The following is a 16,262-nucleotide window of genomic DNA, read 5'->3' on the forward strand; positions in this document are numbered from 1 at the left end:
AACGTGAGGGCTGACGGTGACATTTTGCGGGCCCATCTGATTTCTGGTTGAACGCGAACTTGGCCTCCGTCGTCAACATCGGCCGCCAACTGACTCAACAGACGTCGTTGGTGGTGGGTTGACGCATCCGGTGGGGCGCATAGCCGTTTCGCGCGGATGAGGAGAGCTACGCGAAAGGCCCCGCCGATCGGGCGGGGCCTTTCCGACCGGGCAGCTAGGCCCTGAGGTCACAGCGATGCTCTACCAACTGAGCTACACCCCCATGTGTGGAGGTGACGGGACTCGAACCCGCGACCTTCGCAGTTGCCCGAACCGTACACCGGGGCAACCGACAGACGAGGCGGAATGCGGCTGCCAGCGACTCGATGACCGAAGCGTCGGTCCGCCAACTCCGCTCCACAAGACTTCCCTCACACGGTGCTCGATCGACCTTTGGTGCGTTGAGCGATGATCTCCTGGGCTCGTTTGCGGTTGCGGTAGGCCTGCTGCCGACAAGCGTTGCTGCAGAACTCTCGTGGTCGACCTGTGACGTGCGGGAGATGATCACTCGGGTGTTTTACAGGGTTGGGACACTGCTTGCAGATGCCAGCCCTGGGCGGGAGAGCGGCGTCGCCACTGTGGTAGATCGCAAGCGAAGGCCCGAAGTCCGGGTCGTCGCGGATCCGGGCAAGATGCAATCCGTAGGACCGCCGAAGGTTGTAGTTCTCCGGGTTGTGTCTGATCAGGTGCAGCACATAGCGCAGCTCGCTAGCACTCATTGTCGCACTCGTCGCCCGTATGAGCTCGGCTTCGACCGAGTGGTCAGCCACATGGTTGGCGATCGGGTCGCTCCAGGTTCGTTTGCGCGCCATCAGTTCAGTTCCCTGCTAGACCGATCCTTGCCTTGTCTGCGCCGGATGGCGCGGCCGTTCGATCGCGACCGGCGACCGAAGGCCCTCGCAAACGTCTCGAACACCTGCGGCACATCCTCTCGCCGAGCCCGCCATAATGCAGTGCTACCGAGAATCACAACTGCCAATGCCAGTACCAGCAATGGCAGTTGTATCCAGAACACTGTCCAGGCGCTCTCACCCATTGTCGATGTTGCGAGCCCAGCGGTCACTTCAACCTCCGTAAACGACAACAGGCCCCCGGCGCACGTGCGCCGGGGGCCTGTTGATGGACACAGAAAAAGGTCTCAGCCGATTGGCTGAGACCTTTTGCAGGCACACCTGTGCCCGATGCAGAGAAGGCTACCGTTGCAGCAGCTTTGAAGCAAACAACGCTGCAGCCTGGTCGCTCTGCCTAGCTGTTACACGACCACACACCGGCAGCCGGGTAGTTTCGTAACGTTGAGCCCAAATCTGGCTACTAGGTTGCCCGATAACTCTGGTTATCAGCCAACTGAGAATGGAAGTAGGACATGGCAACAAGGGCCACAACGGCCGGTGTGACCATCGAGGCGCACGTAGCGGCCTTTCTCTCGGCACTGGCTTCTACCGGCCGTTCAGCCAATACGGTCCGGGCCTATCGCACTGACCTAGCGGGCTTTGCCTGCTACGTCGACGGCGATTTGGGCGATCTCAAGCCTGAACATGTGGGTGAGTTCCTGTCCGAGATTGCCGGTCTGGCGCCAGCGACCCGGAAGCGCAAACGAGCAGCGGTTGCCGCGTTCTGCCGATGGGCGGTTCGACACAACCTTCTTGCAGCGAACCCGATGGACAAGTTCGACACCATCAACGTCGCCAACCGGCCACCACAGCCTGCGGCCGCCGGCGACGTTGTGCGGGTGCTCGACGAGATCTGCTCGCGGAGGCCTGCCAAACATTGGTCGATCGGCCTGCTGCGTGACCGGGTGTTGTTCGAGACGATCTATGCGTGTGGTGCCACCACTGAGGCAGTGTGCCGCCTTGAGGTGGAAGATCTCGACCTGACCCCTAATGATGAGCACATCCGGCTGCGCAGCAGAGACGGTGCAACGCGATCAGTACTTCTCGACGACCGCGGCTTCATAGCCTTGCTGAAGCGCTACCTTGCCCGCACCGGCTACCAGTCGGGACCGCTCTTTCGAGCGACGATCAACGGCAAGGGTGGAGCCCTGACCTATTCAGCAGCACATCACCGATGGCAGAAGTACGCTGCTGCAGCGGATGTCGATATCCACCTCCATCAGCTGCGCTATGCCCATGCCGCCGAACTGGTTCGCGCCGGAGTCGCGATCGAGGTCGTGCGCCAGCGCCTCGGCCTCGCCTACACCCGCAGCAACCCAGGCCTCGCCCAGCTCGCCGAAAAGGCCGCCGATACCGAGATCCGGGCCGCTCGGCGACGGCCAGCTGTCAGCCGCTGGCGGAGGTAGAGCACTTTATGTGCGAGCCGAGAAAACCCTCAGCTGCCGGCTGCCGGTGCGCCAGTCGGCTGGTCCTCCTTGCGGGCGGCTTTCACCCCGCCGTGTACCACCGACGATCTCACGCAGACACCGCGTGAGATCTCGCGCAAGGACAGTCCTTCCGCGTGACGTGCCAGGATCGCACGGCGCTCGTCAGCGTCGACTACCTGCGGCCGCCCAACCCTTCCGGCCGCGACGGGCTGCAGCTTCGAGTCCGTCGCCGGTCTTGCGGGTGAGGTCGCGGCGCCGGTTATCGGTCAGCGCGAGCGCCAGGTCGAGGATCAGGCTTCGCTCGGTGTACTCGCGAGCTGCGATCCCGCGCAGTGTCGGATGCGAGAGCTAGTGCCGAGAAGACTCAACTTTCGGCGTGGGCCTCTGCCTGATCCGTCCGCTAATGAAGGGGGCTGATCTCACAGGATTGGGCGGGGTTCGCTTGTCACCCAGGCGCGTTCAGTAGCGCACCGTCGACTGTGGCCACTAGGTCGGTGGCTTGCCGCAGAACAGCTAGCGTTGGACGTCGTGGGTTCAGTGGGCCAACATACAGCGACTTACCAGACAGCAATGCACCGCTCGACACCACACCGAGCTCGTAACGGTGCTCGGTGTGAGAGATCGACAGGTCGCGGCCAGCTTTCACGCGGTCCAAGTCGTAAACCGGCGCAACAGACCGGTGATCCTCCCGGTTCACGGTTGTGAGGCCCCATCACGCCTGGCGTCGATGTCCTCGAACAACATGTCGCCCCCGGAACGCACCTTGTGCGCGCGAACACCTCCTCCACGAATCTTCTTGACGCGTAGCGCTTTTCCCGCTCTTACTTCTCTCAGCTCGACACCGGTCGAAGGCTCCCCGCCAGCGGCGGACTGCCCATGTTGCATCCAAAGAGATGCCGCGAAGGCAGCCACGGTCAGCCCTGCGACTGCCACCCACATCCACGCCGAATGATCCCCGCCGGTCGCGTAGTTGATCGCCACCGCCAGACCTGTCGACATCAATGCTGTCACCGCCGTAGGCGCTACCACCCGCGACAACGTCTGACTTGTAGCCACACCAACCTCCCACCCGGACAGAGAGACTGATCTTCTCAGCTCCACATTCCAAAGACCAGCCAACAGCAGCGCAGGGTCGGATACCCGCACTGACCGCTCGATGAGGTCGCAGCCGACCGGACCGCTAGGCGACCATGTCCAGAATAAGACGAAGGGTGGCACGGGACTGCTGCACGGATCGGTGACATCTGATCTGTGGTGCCGACAGGCACTGCTGGAAGGATGTATGCCGTGCCCAAGCCCTACCCCAAAGAGTTCCGCGACGACGTCGTCCGCGTAGCTCGTAACCGAGAACCAGGTCACAAGCTCAAGCAGATCGCCGCCGATTTCGGGATCAGCGAGTCGTGCCTGGCTGGTTGGCTCAAGCAGGCCGACGTCGAAGACGGCATAAAAACCGGAACCACGAGCGAGCAGTCCGCCGACAACGCTGAACTGCGCAAACGCATCCGGTTACTCGAGCAGGATAACGAAGTGTTGCGCAGGGCCGCAGCCTATTTGTCGCAGGCGAACCTGCCGGGAAAATGATCTACCCGCTCGTTCGTGAGCTGGCCGCCGACGGGATTCCCGTCGCGGTGACGTGCCGGGTCCTCGATATCGCGCGCCAACCGTACTACCGGTGGCTCGCTGATCCGGTCACCGCTGCCGATCTCAAGCAGGCGTATCGGGCCAACGCCTTGTTCGATGCGCACCGCGACGACCCCGAATTCGGGTACCGATTCCTCGCCGACGAGGCCGCCGACGCGGGCCAGCTGATGGCGGCGCGGACCGCGTGGAGGATCTGCTCGACCAACAGATGGTGGAGCAGTTTCGGCAAGAAACGCGGCACCAAGAACAGTCGATCGGGCCCACCGGTTCATGACGATCTCGTCGAGCGGAGATTCGCAGCTGATGCACGAAATATGTTGTGGCTCACCGGTATCACCGAACACCACACCGGTGAAGGCAAGCTATATCTTTGCGCGGTCAAGGACGTGTTCTCGAACCGGATCGTGGGCTATTCGATCGACTCGCGGATGAAGGCCCGCCTCGCTGTCGATGCCCTCGCTTCCGCCGCGGCCAGGCGAACCGCGGTCGGTGATCAGGTCGCCGGCTGCGTAGTTCACAGCGACCGAGGGTCGCAGTTTCGATCTCGAAAGTTTGTTCGCTCCTTGGGTTTACATGCGTTGGTCGGATCTATGGGACGAGTCGGCGCCTGCGGTGACAATGCGGCGATGGAATCGTTTTTCGCGTTGCTACAGAAGAACGTCCTTGACCGGCAGTCTTGGGCGACCCGCGACGAGTTGCGGATCGCGATAGTGACCTGGATCGAGCGGACCTATCACCGGCGTCGGCGTCAGGCCAGGCTCGGCAGATTGACCCCGGTCGAATACGAAGCCATCATGACCACACCAGCTCTTCGAGCTGCTTAACCGCTGTCACCTGATCGTGCAGCAGTCCCGACATCTACATCGATCCGTGTGGTGATCAGCAATTCGTCGACGGTCTTCGTCAGTTGGTCGGATCTGATCGGCATGTGTAGGTCGGGTTGATGCCATAACTGTCCTGGTATTGACCGTCCGAGGGGTCGGCGGGCGACAACGACGAAATTGCTCAATCGCCATCGAGGCGGACCGTGTAGAGAGGCGGCTGAAATCTGTCAGGCCGCTCACGCGAAAGTAGTTCGCGCAGCGACTCGGACGCGGGTAAGTCGGTCGCTTCAGCGAGCTCGATGACCCTGCGGACAGTCAGAGCATCGATGCCACGATGTGCCGCATCTACTGCGTATCGGTCGATTTCGGCAAGCACTTCTGGGCGGTGCGTCCGCGCGGCAAAGCGGTTCGTATGACGGTTGCGTTCGATGTCTATGTCGCTGTAGCCGCGGTGGTTTCGTAGCAACTCCTCGACCTCCACCAGCGTGGTAGCGGGCATGACGAGTGCTGCCAGCGAGTTCTCCGCGAGAGTTTCGGCGCTGACCTGATAGATGTGTGTGACGGCGTCTACGAGTTGAACGACGCTGTTCCGTTGAGTTTCTACTGTGCCGCGCCAGCCGTGGGCGGCTGAGGTGAGCAGTCCGTTCGCTTCTGAAGGATGCCAGGACCAGATGGGTTCGAACTCAACGACGTCCGTAGGCGTCAGAACCGCGACGTCTTGTGCGCTGAGGTGTGTTAGTCGGGCGCAGACCTCGCTGATGGAAAGCTCACCGTCAAGTCCGACTCCCGCGACCAGGACCTGGGATGGGAGGCCGGACATCACCGCTGCGGCCAGGGCAACCGAGTCTGCCAACGGACTCCGTAGGCCCCGCTCGTGGCCGGCCGCCACGATATCGCCGCCGACATCGACAACGATCAGTTCCGCGGCATCGAACGCGGCGGCAGCGTTCCTGATTTGGTGGGCGAGTCCTGTTGCGCCTGCGGCGATGTCCATGAGCAGAATCGGCAGGTCGATATGTTGGGTAAGTCGAGGGAGCGTGGACTGCCCACCCGTGCGTAGACCTGCGGTGTGAACGACTTCGTAGACTCCGCCGTGATCGACCAGGCCGTCGAAGTCTGCAATGTTTCGAGGACCCGGTGTCGGATCGATGATCAGCCGGTCCCAGGAGTAACTCATGATCGCCGCGATCTGCAGGTGCGGCATCTTCTGGGCGAGCACGGCCGCGGTGACCGCGTCGCCGCCTCCGCCTGCGGCGATCGCGATTGCCGTCATTGTTGCGTGGTCGACCTATCTGTAACCCGTACACTGGCTAGTGGCATATGGTACTCAACGAAGGATGCGGGTTGCCCGAAATCGAAGAGGTCTTGCCCAAGTACCTGCAGATCGCTGGGTACCTGCGCGATCAGATCGTACGCGGCGACCTCCCACCCGGTGCCGAAGTTCCGTCCGAGCGTGAGTTGGCGGCGGCATGGCGGGTGGCTCGGCCGACTGCGACGAAAGCGTTGCAGGCGTTGCGACAGCAGGGTTTTGTTGAGGCACGCCGGGGTTCTGGCACGTTCGTTCGGGATGTGAGTCCTGCGGCGCCGCGTGCGCGTGAGCGGTATGAGCGGGCCGCGACGATGGGCACGATGTACTCCGATGCCGAGCGTGTTGCGTTCCCGTTCGTCGGCATCGTGGAGTCGCCCGCCTACGTCGCCACTCAATTGGACATCGCCGAAGGTGACCTTGTTGTGAAGCGACAGCGCGTGATCAGGAACGAGACGTCCGGCCCAACTGAGCTGTCGACGAGCTGGTTCCCGGCCGCCACGGCTGACGCTGCACCGAAATTGCTGTTGGCCGAGCGGCTTCGCGGTGGCACCGTTCCCTATCTCGTTGAGCTGCTCGGCTTGAGTGGCGCCTTTGCTCGTGACCAGGTGTCTGCGCGGTTGGCTGATGAGGAAGAGCGGCTGGCGCTCGATCTGCCGAATCCGGCTGCCGTGCTGGTCTATTGGCTCGTGGTCTTCGACTCCGACGGCGTACCGGTGGAGTTCGATGAAGCTGTCTATCCGCAAGAGCGTTGGGCGTTCCGCCAGGACTACCCGATCACCGTTTGACTCTGGGCCAATCTGCCGGAATCTTTCCGGCGTAGACGAACTGGACTATGCCACTACATGATTTAGTGGCATAGTCCAGTTGCGTAGTTCTTCCGTACGCCGGTGGGAGGAGTCAGGTGGCAACGCGCATGCCTGACGCGAACCGGCTACCGGATGGACGGCTCGACGGAACGTCCAGTAGACGACACCAGAGGTGATGAGGATGCAGCTCGCATCACGTCGACGTCCGCAATTGATGCGGATCCCGGCGATCGAAACAACAGAGGCCCGCTGCCTGCACTACAGGCAGGAGCTAGGGCTCCCGGCGGTGATCGTGCCTGGAACCGAACGAATTATCGTTCACTGCCTCGACGGTCGACTCGGCGCGGTCATCGCCCCAGCAGTGCTGTGTAAGGCGGCAACCCTGCAGCTGGCTGCTGGTCTGGTCATCGTCCATCCTCGGTCGTCGAGAATGACTTTCCTGACAAAGCCCGGCCCTCATCCCGACATCGAACCTCTCAGCCAAACGCTGCTGCTCTGCAACATCGCGGTCGATACGGGCTGGGTGGTCTTGCCATCGCCTAGCGACGAGCAGTCTGGTTACCGACGATGGCAATCGCCGCCCACCAGCGGGGACCTACTCCCGATGTTGACGGTGCTCGGAGCGATCCTCGGAGCCGGCCGGTGAACGCGCCCGTCTTCGCCTATTACCGACGACCGTTGGTGCGGAACAGAATTCGAACCGTTGAAACTTGGCTTGCCGAGGTTGCGTCGCTCTACGGCTGCGATGACCCCACCGGGCGGACATTCATCGAGTTCGAGTCACCGATTCGCTTGCTGTGGTCGCTGGGCGAGTTTCTGAATCAGCGTATCGACGCGAACGTTGTCCAACAGGTGCGTGACCTTGCGCGGGAGCACGGCTACGACTACGACCGATTGCCTACCTATCCGACGCCTGCTCCTGCGCTGTGGCAACTGATCAGAGCACTCGAAGCGACCGGTGGCGGAATCGTTCTGGTCCCTTCGCTGCATCACCTCGCCGGCCTCGAAGTGCCAGAAACAACTATTCTGCAACATCTTTCGGCGAACTTGCACGCACGGATCGTCTGGGTGGATCCTGCGGTCCGGAACCCCGAGCAGCCGTGGGTGGGGGGTCAACGTGTTCCTAGTGGGCCGCCGACTGGACTGCTAGGTGAATTCCGGGTCAGTCCGTTCTGTGCTGCACTGCACCTGGCGCGTTTGTACTGCGAGGAATGCCTGGCTCGATGTGGGCTCGGGAGGTTGGCGGACGCGATCGACGAGCTGATGGTGGCGATCGTCGGACCGGCCGAGCAAAGGTGGAGTGGTGACGTCGACATGCTCGGCGAGCAGTTGGTGGTGCGGCTGATTCGACCTGTGGACTTGGGTGTCTTGCTCGTCGAGGTGGTCGAAACTCACGAGCACGGCGACGCAACCTTGGATGCCGCCCTACGTCCGGTCCGCGCCTCGGGAGTGAAAGTGCACCGTCAAATTCTCTCCGGTGGAGGGACATTGACGCGTTTCGAGGTCTCGATTCCTGGTTTGGTGAGGCGCTGATGTGGGAGTTGGCTTTCCCTGTCGCGCCTTGTCTGGCTGTGCTCGTTTGGTGTCTCCGTGGTGGGCATTGGACCGCTGCGTTCACCCGCTCGCATGGATCGGACACAAGCCGGATGCGGGGGAATGACCATGTCAGCGACATCGGTCGCAGGTGAAGTTTGCCTGTCAACGCCACATTTTGCGAGCTCTGGCGTAGACGCGAAACGATACTTCCATCGTGCGCAAGACCGAGCTCATCTCGATCGCGGCGGGAAGGCCTGGTCACCGCTCTTGCGCTTACACCGCTGCTGCGTCGTAGGCCGCGACGACCTCGGCGGAGATCCTGCCGCGGCTCGAAACCGTGTGTCCATTCTCTTTTGCCCAGGCGCGAATGGCGGCGAGATCGTCACGGCGAGCGGACGGACCCGCTGTCACGGCCGTTCGGCGACCGGAGATCTTCGCCCGACCGATCCGTCGGGCGTAAGGCAGCCACTGGTCGAATGATTCACGCAGCTTGGCTGCGTTGGCCTCGGACAGGTCGATTTCGTAAGCAGCACCATCGATTTCGAAGGCGACGGTATCTTCGGCGACGGAGGCGCCGTCGTAGTCGTCGATAAGGGTGACAACAACATTGCGCGCCATCGCTATACGTCCTGTTCGTTGTGTACGAGGAATTGCGTGCGCGTCGCCCGAACTGGTTGAGCGCGGTCGTCGGCAATCGTAATGCTGTTCGGCTTGACGAGAGGTTCGGCGTGCGCCGGGCAGTCCCGGGGCCCGTCAGCGCCTCGATCTGCGCTTGTGTCGACACCGCTTGGCACTGGCATTCTGCTCAGCAGTTCGCGCGGACGAAGAGCCTTCGCGTCTCGCCGCCGCTGTCATGGATGACTACGTACCGCCGAGGTTCCTTGTCGTCTTTCGCCGAATGTTCGTTGACGGCGTTGTTCGCCAGCGCATCGACCATGCCTGTCGCGTCCCAGTACGACTTCCACGACGATGGAACACCCGGGGCGAACGGGGCGAAGCCGGAGCGCTGTTTGAACTCGTCGACCGAGCTGCGGGGTATGTCAACCACCGCTACAGAGGTCCATGTATTGAAGCCGCCGTCGCGGTCGAACCAGACTGTGTTCGATCCCTCCGGGAAGATGACACCTGAGCACTCGGACATATTGCGCAGGCCTTCTGCTTCCTGTGAGCACCCGCTCAAGGCGATCGTGGTGGCGCAGACGGATACGCAGAGCCCGAGGACTCGGGTGATGGCGTGCCTCACAGCTTTCCGATCCATCGTAGTAGCCTTGTCGCTTCACCTCGGGAACGAAAGCTGCGTGCCCATCCAGCCTCCTCGAGCTGGCGCATCTCGTTGTTGATATCGGTCCCGATATTGAGGCTGAGCGCTTCTCTCTGCAGCTTGTCGAAGTTGTAGAAGTCGTAGACGTAGACCTTGTAGATAATCTCTGCCTGCAGGCCGCCATCCACCTCGGTGACGGTGGTGTCGCTTCCGACTGCCACGTCGTAGTGACCGAGCGCGTAGAACAGGTCGCCCTCTGTCTCCTCCGCGCCCAGCCATTGCGACGTCAGCTCGAGGGTGACGCCGATCTGGGGGTCCTGGCGGGCTTGCTCCCTGATCTCGTCGAGGCCCTCGGCGATCTTCTGCCTTGCACTGCTGCTGGCGATAGTTCTCTCGAATTGCGCTGAGCTGATCTCATTTTCGAAGCCGGAATCATTGTTGCCCAGAAATATGCTCATGAGGTCTTCGGCGAAGTCGTAGCCCATAACGTCGAACCAGGACTGGACCGCTGCCGCATCGACGCTGTTGGCAGCGGCTTCTGCCTTGTCCAGAGCGCCGGTCTTCGAGCCGAATACGGCACGGTCGGCTGGCAGCGGGCGGTCAGGCGGGCGATGCAATGCTGCTCTCCCACCACACGTTGTTCCCGAACCCGTACCGGGACGCACCAAAATCGACGACCACTTTGTCGGGCACCTCGTATTCATTCGCGGAGAAGGTAGGAAGTGTGCGCCCCGGCGTGTAATCGAGCGCTTGGGTCAACTTTCCGATCATGGACGTGATCGCGTCTCGTCGCGCGTCAGCCGCCGATCTCAACGCATCGACCGCCGAGACGATCTGAGATTTGTTGGAATCGCTCATCGGTCGGTCGATGAGTTGGGCCCACGCTCCGAGCGGCAGGGTGAAGCCGAGGAAACTCATCGACTGGGACAGCCCGCTGCTCCAGCCCATCGCCTGGTTGTACACCAAGCGTTGCAGGCAAGCGCCACCGTTGGTGAGGATCTGTCCGACGACATCCAAGTCGGAACTTCGCATGGAGATGGCCTGTCCGAGGGCACTCGCGCTAGTCGCGAAGGACTCCGCAGTGTTTCCGGACCAGCTGCCTTGCAGCCACCGGAGGCCGCTCGATAGGTTCTCCGACGCCACGAAGTCGTTGATGCCGAGCTGTCGAATCCGGCTCCCCAGTGTCTCCAACGTTTCCCAGTCCGAGGCCAGCGGTACGAGGTACTCGGCTGCGGGCTTGATGCCGATCGCCCGGCTCAGCGGATCGTCGAAGTGGGTGATCAGCTCGATCGCTGAATCGACCACCTTGCGGACAGTGAACTGGCCGTCCTCGATCGCAGGAAGCGTCGGCAACTGCAGACCCGCGAATCGGGTGACTCCGCCCGCTCCGCCGGACGACCCGCTGATCGCTAGATCGTTCGTCGTGCTCGTGGAGATAGTCGAGATCGCTTGTGCGGATGCGTCGTCGGTTCCTTCGAACTGGCGTGAAGCACTGGAAAGGCTGGTGCCATACGAAGAGATGTTGGTCAGATCCTGTTGGTATGACGTGGTCAACGTGCTCTGAAGGTTCTCGAACGACGATGTCAGTGAGGCGAGCAGCCCGGACGTTCCGCTGGGCAGCGATACTTCCGACAGCAAGCGCGATGCGTTGGACGAGAAGTTGGTTCCCAGGTCTTGCAGGTCCAACCCGAATCCATCGAGACTGGCCACCTGCACGGTGAAGTCGTTCATACGTTCCCCCTCGGCGCAACGGTAGCAGTGTAGCGATGCCGATAGTCGGATGATCAATGCGTGCTAGGCGGCGACTACCCGCCGAACATGTTGTTGCGGAGAGCATCCGCGTGGTGAGACCGTCATAATTCGACGAGCGGGACTCGCCCTCGAGCAGCATTGCTCGGATTCGTAGGCGTTTTCAACAGGCGATTCCTTAGAGGACCTCGTGCTGGTCGAGATCGTCGAGGTGGATTCGGATCTCGTGGGCGGAGAGGCGGGTGTCGTCAGTCGGTGGACACGAGACGGCAGGAGGATGGCAGCAGGTCTCCCAGGTGCCGCCCTTTGTACGGGGGAACAAGATTCGCGGAGCCCAGATTATCGGCAAGGCAGTTCCGGACGGACGTCTGTGTAGCCATTCCGTATGGCTGACGATCGTGAGCGTCGGTGGATGAAGCCGCATCGCCAGAGGCGCTGAGAGTATGTCGCGGTGGCACCTTCGATCACGGCGAACATCGGGATGTGAGCCGTCGCCACGAATCACTGTGGCGAAATCTCATCTTTTGAGGTTCCATTGAGGTGGAAGAGCCGCTGATCGGGCCTAACTGAAAGTTGCCCGATGAACAACGATCAACAGCAAGGCTCGCGCAAGCCTGCCCACTGTCTGTACTCTGCGGGCTACCCACCTGGGATGCCGTGCCGATCCCGGCCGCGCCGCGCCAGTCCGAACGGACAGGCACGAGGTGCGGTCCAATGACCAGCGAAGAGATCTGGCTGACCACCGACGAGGTCGCTGCGAGGCTCAAGATCCCGCCCAAAACACTGGCCACGTGGGCATCTGCCAATCGCGGACCACGATTCGCCAAGATCGGCCGGTACCGCCGCTACTTGCTTCGTGATGTCCAGCGGTGGGAGCAGGCGCAACTCGAGGCCGCTCGGTGCGAGCAGCCACCGAACACTTCTGCCTGACGGCCATCTACCGCGCCCACGAGCACACCTCTCCAGACGGGGGTGCCCCATTCGGCTTGTCCTCTGCCGTGTCCGAACTTTCGTTGAAAGGGGGACAACTCGATGCCGCGCCAAGCACTTCCCATCGGCACCTACGGCAAGGTCAAATCCACCCGGCAGCGCAATGGCAGCTGGCGAGCAACGACGCGCCACCGCGATGAGGACGGCATCAGCCGACCCGTCGACCGCTTCGGTGCCACCAAGGGCCAAGCGGAGAACGCACTCCGCCGCGCACTGGCTGAACGTACGAACTCGCGCGGCAAGCTCATCACCCGCGACACAACGCTGACCGAACTTGCTGACCTGTGGCTCGCCGAGAAGGCCGTCCAGGACGGCATCACGCCCCAGTCGCTCGACCTCTACCGTCGCGAGATCGACGTCTCGACCGACAAACGGGCCAAACCCGACGCGATCAAGATTAAATCCGCGTTGGGCGGGCTACGTGTCTGGGAAGCCTCGACATCGCGACTTGATGCCCACATCAAGCGCATCGCGCTCGACGGTCATCGGGAGAAGGCGCGGCGCCAGCGCGTCATCCTGTCCGAAATGATGGGCATGGCGGTTCGTCACGACGCGATAGACCGAAACCCTGTCCGTGAGGTGGCGGACCTGCCCCGCAAGCGCACCAAACCGCGCGCCGCCGATATCGAGGTTCTCTACGAGTTGCGTCAGCACCTCGACGAGTGGGTTAACGGCGCCCCACTCGACGGGTCGCCCGGATACACCTACGGACCCAAACGCAACCAACGAGTGCTCGATGTTGTCGACGTCGAACTCGGGACCGGCCCACGTCCAGGAGAAGCGTTGGCGTTGATTTGGTCCGATGTCGATCTCAAGGCCACGCCACCGCGGATCGCCTTCTCCGGCACCATCGTTCGTATCAAGGGCAAAGGTCTGATCCGTCAGCCACGAACGAAATCCGACTCGGGCTATCGGACCGTATTGATCCCGCCGTTCGTCGTCGAGACCTTGCGCCGCGTGCAAGCGGAAGCCAGTCCCAGCGAGCTGGATTTGGTCTTCCCGAACCGCGACGGCGGTATCTGGGACCCGAACAATTTCAACCGGCTCTGGAAGCAGGCGAGGGGAGACAAGTTCGCCTGGATCACCGCCAAGACCTTCCGCAAGACTGTCGCCACGATGATCGCGACCGTGCACAGTCCGGAGGACGCGGCCCGCCAACTCGGCCACTCGGGCGATAGTGTGACCCGCCGCCACTACATCGATCAACCGACGCAGGCACCCGACTTCACCGCCACTTTGGAGCGACTGAAAGGGTGAAAAGATGTTGTTTTCGTGTAGTGAGGGGTCAGAATAGTCAAAAACCAGGGTCAAACGATGACGTTTGCCCTGGTAGATGCTCCCCCATCTGGACTCGAACCAGAAACCTGCCGATTAACAGTCGGCTGCTCTGCCAATTGAGCTATAGGGGATTGTCCTGGGTGGTTAGACTCAGGTGGTCTGCCTTGGCGGGCTGACCGAGATGAAACTTTAGCGCATCGTGTCGCGGGAACCCAAATCGGGGCGCTACCTGCGGACATGCGGCGTATAACGATGTGCTGTCGAACGGTGGCCGGATCGACAGGGGTGGGGCGGCTGGGGCAGGATGGAGCCCGCACACAGACGTGGGAGGAGCTCCAGGAGATGCTGCGGTTGATCATCGGCGTGGCGGCCGGTTATGTGCTGGGCACGAAGGCCGGTCGGGCACGCTACGAACAGATCACTGCGGCCTCGCGAGCGGTCGCGGGTAGTCCGGTGACGAGGAAGCTGGTGTCAGTGAGCCGGCAGAAGCTGTCGGACAAGTTGAGCACGCAGCCGAAGCTCGAGCCGATGGAGCCGATCGACGAGCGCACCACGGTCTTGATTCCACACAACCAGCTGCGTCGCTGAACCGAGTTCTGTCGGCGCGCGCGGACGAGCGTCCAACCGTCGAATCCTCCTGACGCGCAGGCTCCGCGAAATTCCACCTCAGTCACACCGATATACGGGGGACCCCATGACCGATCCGCATCTGAACGCCGCCGGCGCCGCACCGGTGTCGTTGTTCAGCGCCCAGCATCTCGGCGACGCGAGTGCGGAGGCCGCCGAGCCGGTCCCCGGCAACCATCTGCCGACCTTCCTGGCCGCGGTCGAAGACCCGGACCAGAGCTAGCAGTGCTCGCTCTCGCTCCCCGGTAGTTCGGTGCGGGTAGTACCTGCGTGGAAATTGGGGTAGCCGGGTACTCGTGTGGGTTCGGACACATCCTCGTACGTTCAGATCAGCCTGAAAATCTGCGGCTGACGTCGGCGTTTGGGACATCTGCGCCGCGCGAGTGTCGAGGAGTACGGATGTCTACCGCAATCACCACGCTGACATCGCCCAAAGGCCGCCCACTGACTCTGATCGGCGACGCGAAGGTCTCACCGAACTCGGTGTACCCCGCGCCGACCACTTCGTTCGTCGAGCTGCTCCGGGCGGAGGTGAACGGCGCACATCGTCTTACACCGCGCTGTCTCTACGTGTACGGCACCGACGGATGGCCCTATGTCGTGGGCGTGCTGCGCGGTGCCGCCGGCGCGATCGGCGACAACAGCAAGCCCAGCTTCGGACGGCGGATGACCCGCGACGTCTGCGACTTCATCGTCGCGTACTCGGCTCTGTAGGAAAGGAATCATCATGTCCGACACCATCTCTGCCGAATCGGTAGCCGACGTCGCCTACGAGTTCGTTGTCCCCGTGGAGAAGCCGTTGCAGACCGACCTGACGGTGATGCCCGAACTGCTCGAGGTGGATCTGCTGGTGCGCGCGGCGGAGGCGCGCGCCAAGTTCAACGTCGACGGATCCGGCATGACGGTCGCCGTCCTCGATACCGGGCTCCGCACCACCCACGTCGATTTCGCGGGCCGGGTTCGGGCAGGCCGCAACTTCACGGCCGACAACAATGGTTCGCCCACCGATCCGAGCGACGGACAGGGTCACGGCACCAACGTCGCGGGGATCATCTGTGCCGGCGGGGTGCACACCGGGATGGCGCCGCGCGCGAATATCGTGCCCGTCAAGGTCCTCGGCAACTCCGGCGGCGGGAGCTTCGAGGCGATCCGTGACGCACTGCACTGGGTGCTGGCCAATCGGGCATCGCTGGGTATCTCCGCCGTGTGTATGTCGCTCGGCGCATCGGACAACAACACCTCGGACGCGGATTTCGCGGGCGACGGCATCGGCGAGGTGATGCGGAAACTCACCGACGCCGGCGTCGCCTGCTGTGTCGCGGCGGGTAACGACTACTTCGCCCACAACAGTGGCCAAGGCATGAGCTACCCGGCGATCTTCCGCCAGACGATCAGTGTCGGCGCGGTCTACGACGCCGACGAGGGCTCGTTCAGCTACGGCTCCGGGGCGACCGCCCTCTCGACGGCTCCGGATCGGATCACACCGTTCTCGCAGCGCTTGCACTCGAGTGTGGGTGGCGCCTGCGCGACCGACATCTTCGCGCCCGGCGCCCCGACGACCTCGTCGGGGATCCGCAACGACAGCGGCGAGTCGATCCAGCACGGCACCAGTCAGGCCACGCCCGTGGTCGCCGGCATCGTGCTGCTGATTCAGCAATTCCATCTGCGGGTGGCCGGGACGATGCCGTCGGTCGCCGATGTTCGCACATGGCTGCTGGCGGGTGCTGTGCCGATCGTGGACGGCGACGACGAAAACGACAACGTCGTCCACACCGGACAGACGTTCAGCCGGATCAGCGCGTTCGGCGCGCTCACCGCCTGCGCGAAGGACGTGGCGCGCTCGGCGCTGGTCGAAGCGGGTATCGACCGTTCGCGGGTGTAACTG

The 16,262-nt window shown here is 62.5% G+C and carries 17 protein-coding genes and 1 tRNA gene; 11 read left to right on the top strand and 7 right to left on the bottom strand.

What is annotated here, in order from left to right; translation table 11 throughout:
• Window positions 1-410: 410 nt before the first annotated feature.
• Entirely contained in the window at window positions 411-851 is a 441-nt protein-coding gene (locus ACWFRF_RS25190; RefSeq protein ID WP_452452543.1) for a hypothetical protein, read from the bottom strand.
• A gap of 578 nt (window positions 852-1,429) precedes the next feature.
• Between ACWFRF_RS25190 and ACWFRF_RS25195 the strand changes: the two genes are divergently transcribed.
• Both ACWFRF_RS25195 and ACWFRF_RS25200 read left to right on the top strand, forming a co-directional pair.
• Window positions 1,430-2,335: a tyrosine-type recombinase/integrase gene (locus ACWFRF_RS25195; RefSeq protein ID WP_452452545.1), complete on the top strand. Its 906-nt coding sequence runs from the start codon at window positions 1,430-1,432 to the stop codon at window positions 2,333-2,335.
• Between the two features lie 1,308 nt (window positions 2,336-3,643).
• Window positions 3,644-4,821, top strand: a protein-coding gene (locus tag ACWFRF_RS25200; RefSeq protein ID WP_452452547.1) for an IS3 family transposase whose coding sequence is annotated in 2 segments (ribosomal slippage) — window positions 3,644-3,928 and window positions 3,931-4,821 — 1,176 coding nt in all. Because the reading frame shifts where the segments join, the coding sequence is not laid out codon by codon here.
• 181 nt (window positions 4,822-5,002) lie between these two features.
• On the opposite strand, the gene ACWFRF_RS25205 is transcribed toward ACWFRF_RS25200, so the two are convergent.
• Window positions 5,003-6,094 carry a DUF1152 domain-containing protein gene (locus tag ACWFRF_RS25205; protein ID WP_452452549.1) on the bottom strand — a complete coding sequence of 364 codons (1,092 nt, stop codon included), beginning with the start codon at window positions 6,092-6,094 and terminating at the stop codon, window positions 5,003-5,005.
• Window positions 6,095-6,165: 71 nt separating this feature from the next.
• Here ACWFRF_RS25205 and ACWFRF_RS25210 point away from each other — a divergent pair, with 71 nt between their 5' ends.
• The 3 genes from ACWFRF_RS25210 (at window position 6,166) to ACWFRF_RS25220 (ending at window position 8,469) form a co-directional block, all read left to right on the top strand.
• Window positions 6,166-6,915, top strand: a complete 750-nt coding sequence (locus tag ACWFRF_RS25210; protein WP_452452551.1) for a GntR family transcriptional regulator — start codon at window positions 6,166-6,168, stop codon at window positions 6,913-6,915.
• 202 nt (window positions 6,916-7,117) lie between these two features.
• Entirely contained in the window at window positions 7,118-7,582 is a 465-nt protein-coding gene (locus ACWFRF_RS25215; RefSeq protein ID WP_452452553.1) for a hypothetical protein, read from the top strand.
• A complete protein-coding gene (locus ACWFRF_RS25220) occupies window positions 7,579-8,469 on the top strand; it encodes a hypothetical protein (RefSeq protein ID WP_452452555.1) in 891 nt (296 codons plus the stop codon). The genes ACWFRF_RS25215 and ACWFRF_RS25220 overlap by 4 nt, the downstream gene beginning before the upstream one ends.
• Window positions 8,470-8,745: 276 nt before the next feature.
• Here ACWFRF_RS25220 and ACWFRF_RS25225 read toward each other — a convergent pair whose 3' ends face one another.
• The 4 genes from ACWFRF_RS25225 to ACWFRF_RS25240 form a co-directional block, all read right to left on the bottom strand.
• The gene (locus tag ACWFRF_RS25225; protein WP_452452557.1) at window positions 8,746-9,090 is read right to left on the bottom strand and encodes a histone-like nucleoid-structuring protein Lsr2; all 345 of its coding nucleotides are present in this window, start codon (window positions 9,088-9,090) and stop codon (window positions 8,746-8,748) included.
• Between the two features lie 187 nt (window positions 9,091-9,277).
• Complete coding sequence (locus ACWFRF_RS25230) at window positions 9,278-9,715, bottom strand: hypothetical protein (RefSeq protein WP_364582456.1); 438 nt, start codon at window positions 9,713-9,715, stop codon at window positions 9,278-9,280.
• On the bottom strand, window positions 9,712-10,350 hold the full coding sequence (locus ACWFRF_RS25235) for a hypothetical protein (protein ID WP_379315515.1): 639 nt from the start codon (window positions 10,348-10,350) through the stop codon (window positions 9,712-9,714). The genes ACWFRF_RS25230 and ACWFRF_RS25235 overlap by 4 nt, the downstream gene beginning before the upstream one ends.
• Window positions 10,334-11,464 carry a hypothetical protein gene (locus ACWFRF_RS25240; RefSeq protein WP_379315513.1) on the bottom strand — a complete coding sequence of 377 codons (1,131 nt, stop codon included), beginning with the start codon at window positions 11,462-11,464 and terminating at the stop codon, window positions 10,334-10,336. The genes ACWFRF_RS25235 and ACWFRF_RS25240 overlap by 17 nt, the downstream gene beginning before the upstream one ends.
• A gap of 732 nt (window positions 11,465-12,196) precedes the next feature.
• Here ACWFRF_RS25240 and ACWFRF_RS25245 point away from each other — a divergent pair.
• Together ACWFRF_RS25245 and ACWFRF_RS25250 are read left to right on the top strand one after the other, a co-directional pair.
• Window positions 12,197-12,412 (top strand): helix-turn-helix domain-containing protein, encoded by a 216-nt coding sequence (locus tag ACWFRF_RS25245; protein ID WP_452452559.1) that lies wholly within the window; start codon window positions 12,197-12,199, stop codon window positions 12,410-12,412.
• A 102-nt stretch (window positions 12,413-12,514) separates the two neighbouring features.
• The gene (locus ACWFRF_RS25250) at window positions 12,515-13,729 is read left to right on the top strand and encodes a tyrosine-type recombinase/integrase (protein WP_379318231.1); all 1,215 of its coding nucleotides are present in this window, start codon (window positions 12,515-12,517) and stop codon (window positions 13,727-13,729) included.
• 79 nt (window positions 13,730-13,808) lie between these two features.
• Here the strand turns inward: ACWFRF_RS25250 and ACWFRF_RS25255 are convergent.
• Window positions 13,809-13,881 (bottom strand) — tRNA-Asn (locus ACWFRF_RS25255).
• Window positions 13,882-14,092: 211 nt separating this feature from the next.
• Between ACWFRF_RS25255 and ACWFRF_RS25260 the strand changes: the two genes are divergently transcribed.
• The 4 genes from ACWFRF_RS25260 (at window position 14,093) to ACWFRF_RS25275 (ending at window position 16,259) form a co-directional block, all read left to right on the top strand.
• The gene (locus ACWFRF_RS25260; protein ID WP_056821808.1) at window positions 14,093-14,338 is read left to right on the top strand and encodes a hypothetical protein; all 246 of its coding nucleotides are present in this window, start codon (window positions 14,093-14,095) and stop codon (window positions 14,336-14,338) included.
• A 106-nt stretch (window positions 14,339-14,444) separates the two neighbouring features.
• Window positions 14,445-14,600 (top strand): hypothetical protein, encoded by a 156-nt coding sequence (locus ACWFRF_RS25265; protein WP_379313463.1) that lies wholly within the window; start codon window positions 14,445-14,447, stop codon window positions 14,598-14,600.
• A gap of 176 nt (window positions 14,601-14,776) precedes the next feature.
• Complete coding sequence (locus tag ACWFRF_RS25270) at window positions 14,777-15,091, top strand: hypothetical protein (RefSeq protein ID WP_379313464.1); 315 nt, start codon at window positions 14,777-14,779, stop codon at window positions 15,089-15,091.
• 13 nt (window positions 15,092-15,104) lie between these two features.
• Window positions 15,105-16,259 carry a S8 family peptidase gene (locus tag ACWFRF_RS25275; RefSeq protein ID WP_378993948.1) on the top strand — a complete coding sequence of 385 codons (1,155 nt, stop codon included), beginning with the start codon at window positions 15,105-15,107 and terminating at the stop codon, window positions 16,257-16,259.
• The last annotated feature ends 3 nt before the right edge of the window (window positions 16,260-16,262 follow it).

The sequence above is a fragment of the Nocardia sp. NPDC055165 genome, from assembly GCF_053606985.1.

Excerpts from the sequence above, each read along its gene's own strand:
- ACWFRF_RS25260 (WP_056821808.1), top strand. The coding sequence starts at position 14,093 with ATGCTGCGGTTGATCATCGGCGTGGCGGCCGGTTATGTGCTGGGCACG.
- ACWFRF_RS25225 (WP_452452557.1), bottom strand. The coding sequence starts at position 9,090 with ATGGCGCGCAATGTTGTTGTCACCCTTATCGACGACTACGACGGCGCC.
- ACWFRF_RS25190 (WP_452452543.1), bottom strand. The coding sequence starts at position 851 with ATGGCGCGCAAACGAACCTGGAGCGACCCGATCGCCAACCATGTGGCT.
- ACWFRF_RS25275 (WP_378993948.1), top strand. The coding sequence starts at position 15,105 with ATGTCCGACACCATCTCTGCCGAATCGGTAGCCGACGTCGCCTACGAG.
- ACWFRF_RS25265 (WP_379313463.1), top strand. The coding sequence starts at position 14,445 with ATGACCGATCCGCATCTGAACGCCGCCGGCGCCGCACCGGTGTCGTTG.
- ACWFRF_RS25270 (WP_379313464.1), top strand. The coding sequence starts at position 14,777 with ATGTCTACCGCAATCACCACGCTGACATCGCCCAAAGGCCGCCCACTG.
- ACWFRF_RS25205 (WP_452452549.1), bottom strand. The coding sequence starts at position 6,094 with ATGACGGCAATCGCGATCGCCGCAGGCGGAGGCGGCGACGCGGTCACC.
- ACWFRF_RS25240 (WP_379315513.1), bottom strand. The coding sequence starts at position 11,464 with ATGAACGACTTCACCGTGCAGGTGGCCAGTCTCGATGGATTCGGGTTG.
- ACWFRF_RS25215 (WP_452452553.1), top strand. The coding sequence starts at position 7,118 with ATGCAGCTCGCATCACGTCGACGTCCGCAATTGATGCGGATCCCGGCG.
- ACWFRF_RS25245 (WP_452452559.1), top strand. The coding sequence starts at position 12,197 with ATGACCAGCGAAGAGATCTGGCTGACCACCGACGAGGTCGCTGCGAGG.
- ACWFRF_RS25250 (WP_379318231.1), top strand. The coding sequence starts at position 12,515 with ATGCCGCGCCAAGCACTTCCCATCGGCACCTACGGCAAGGTCAAATCC.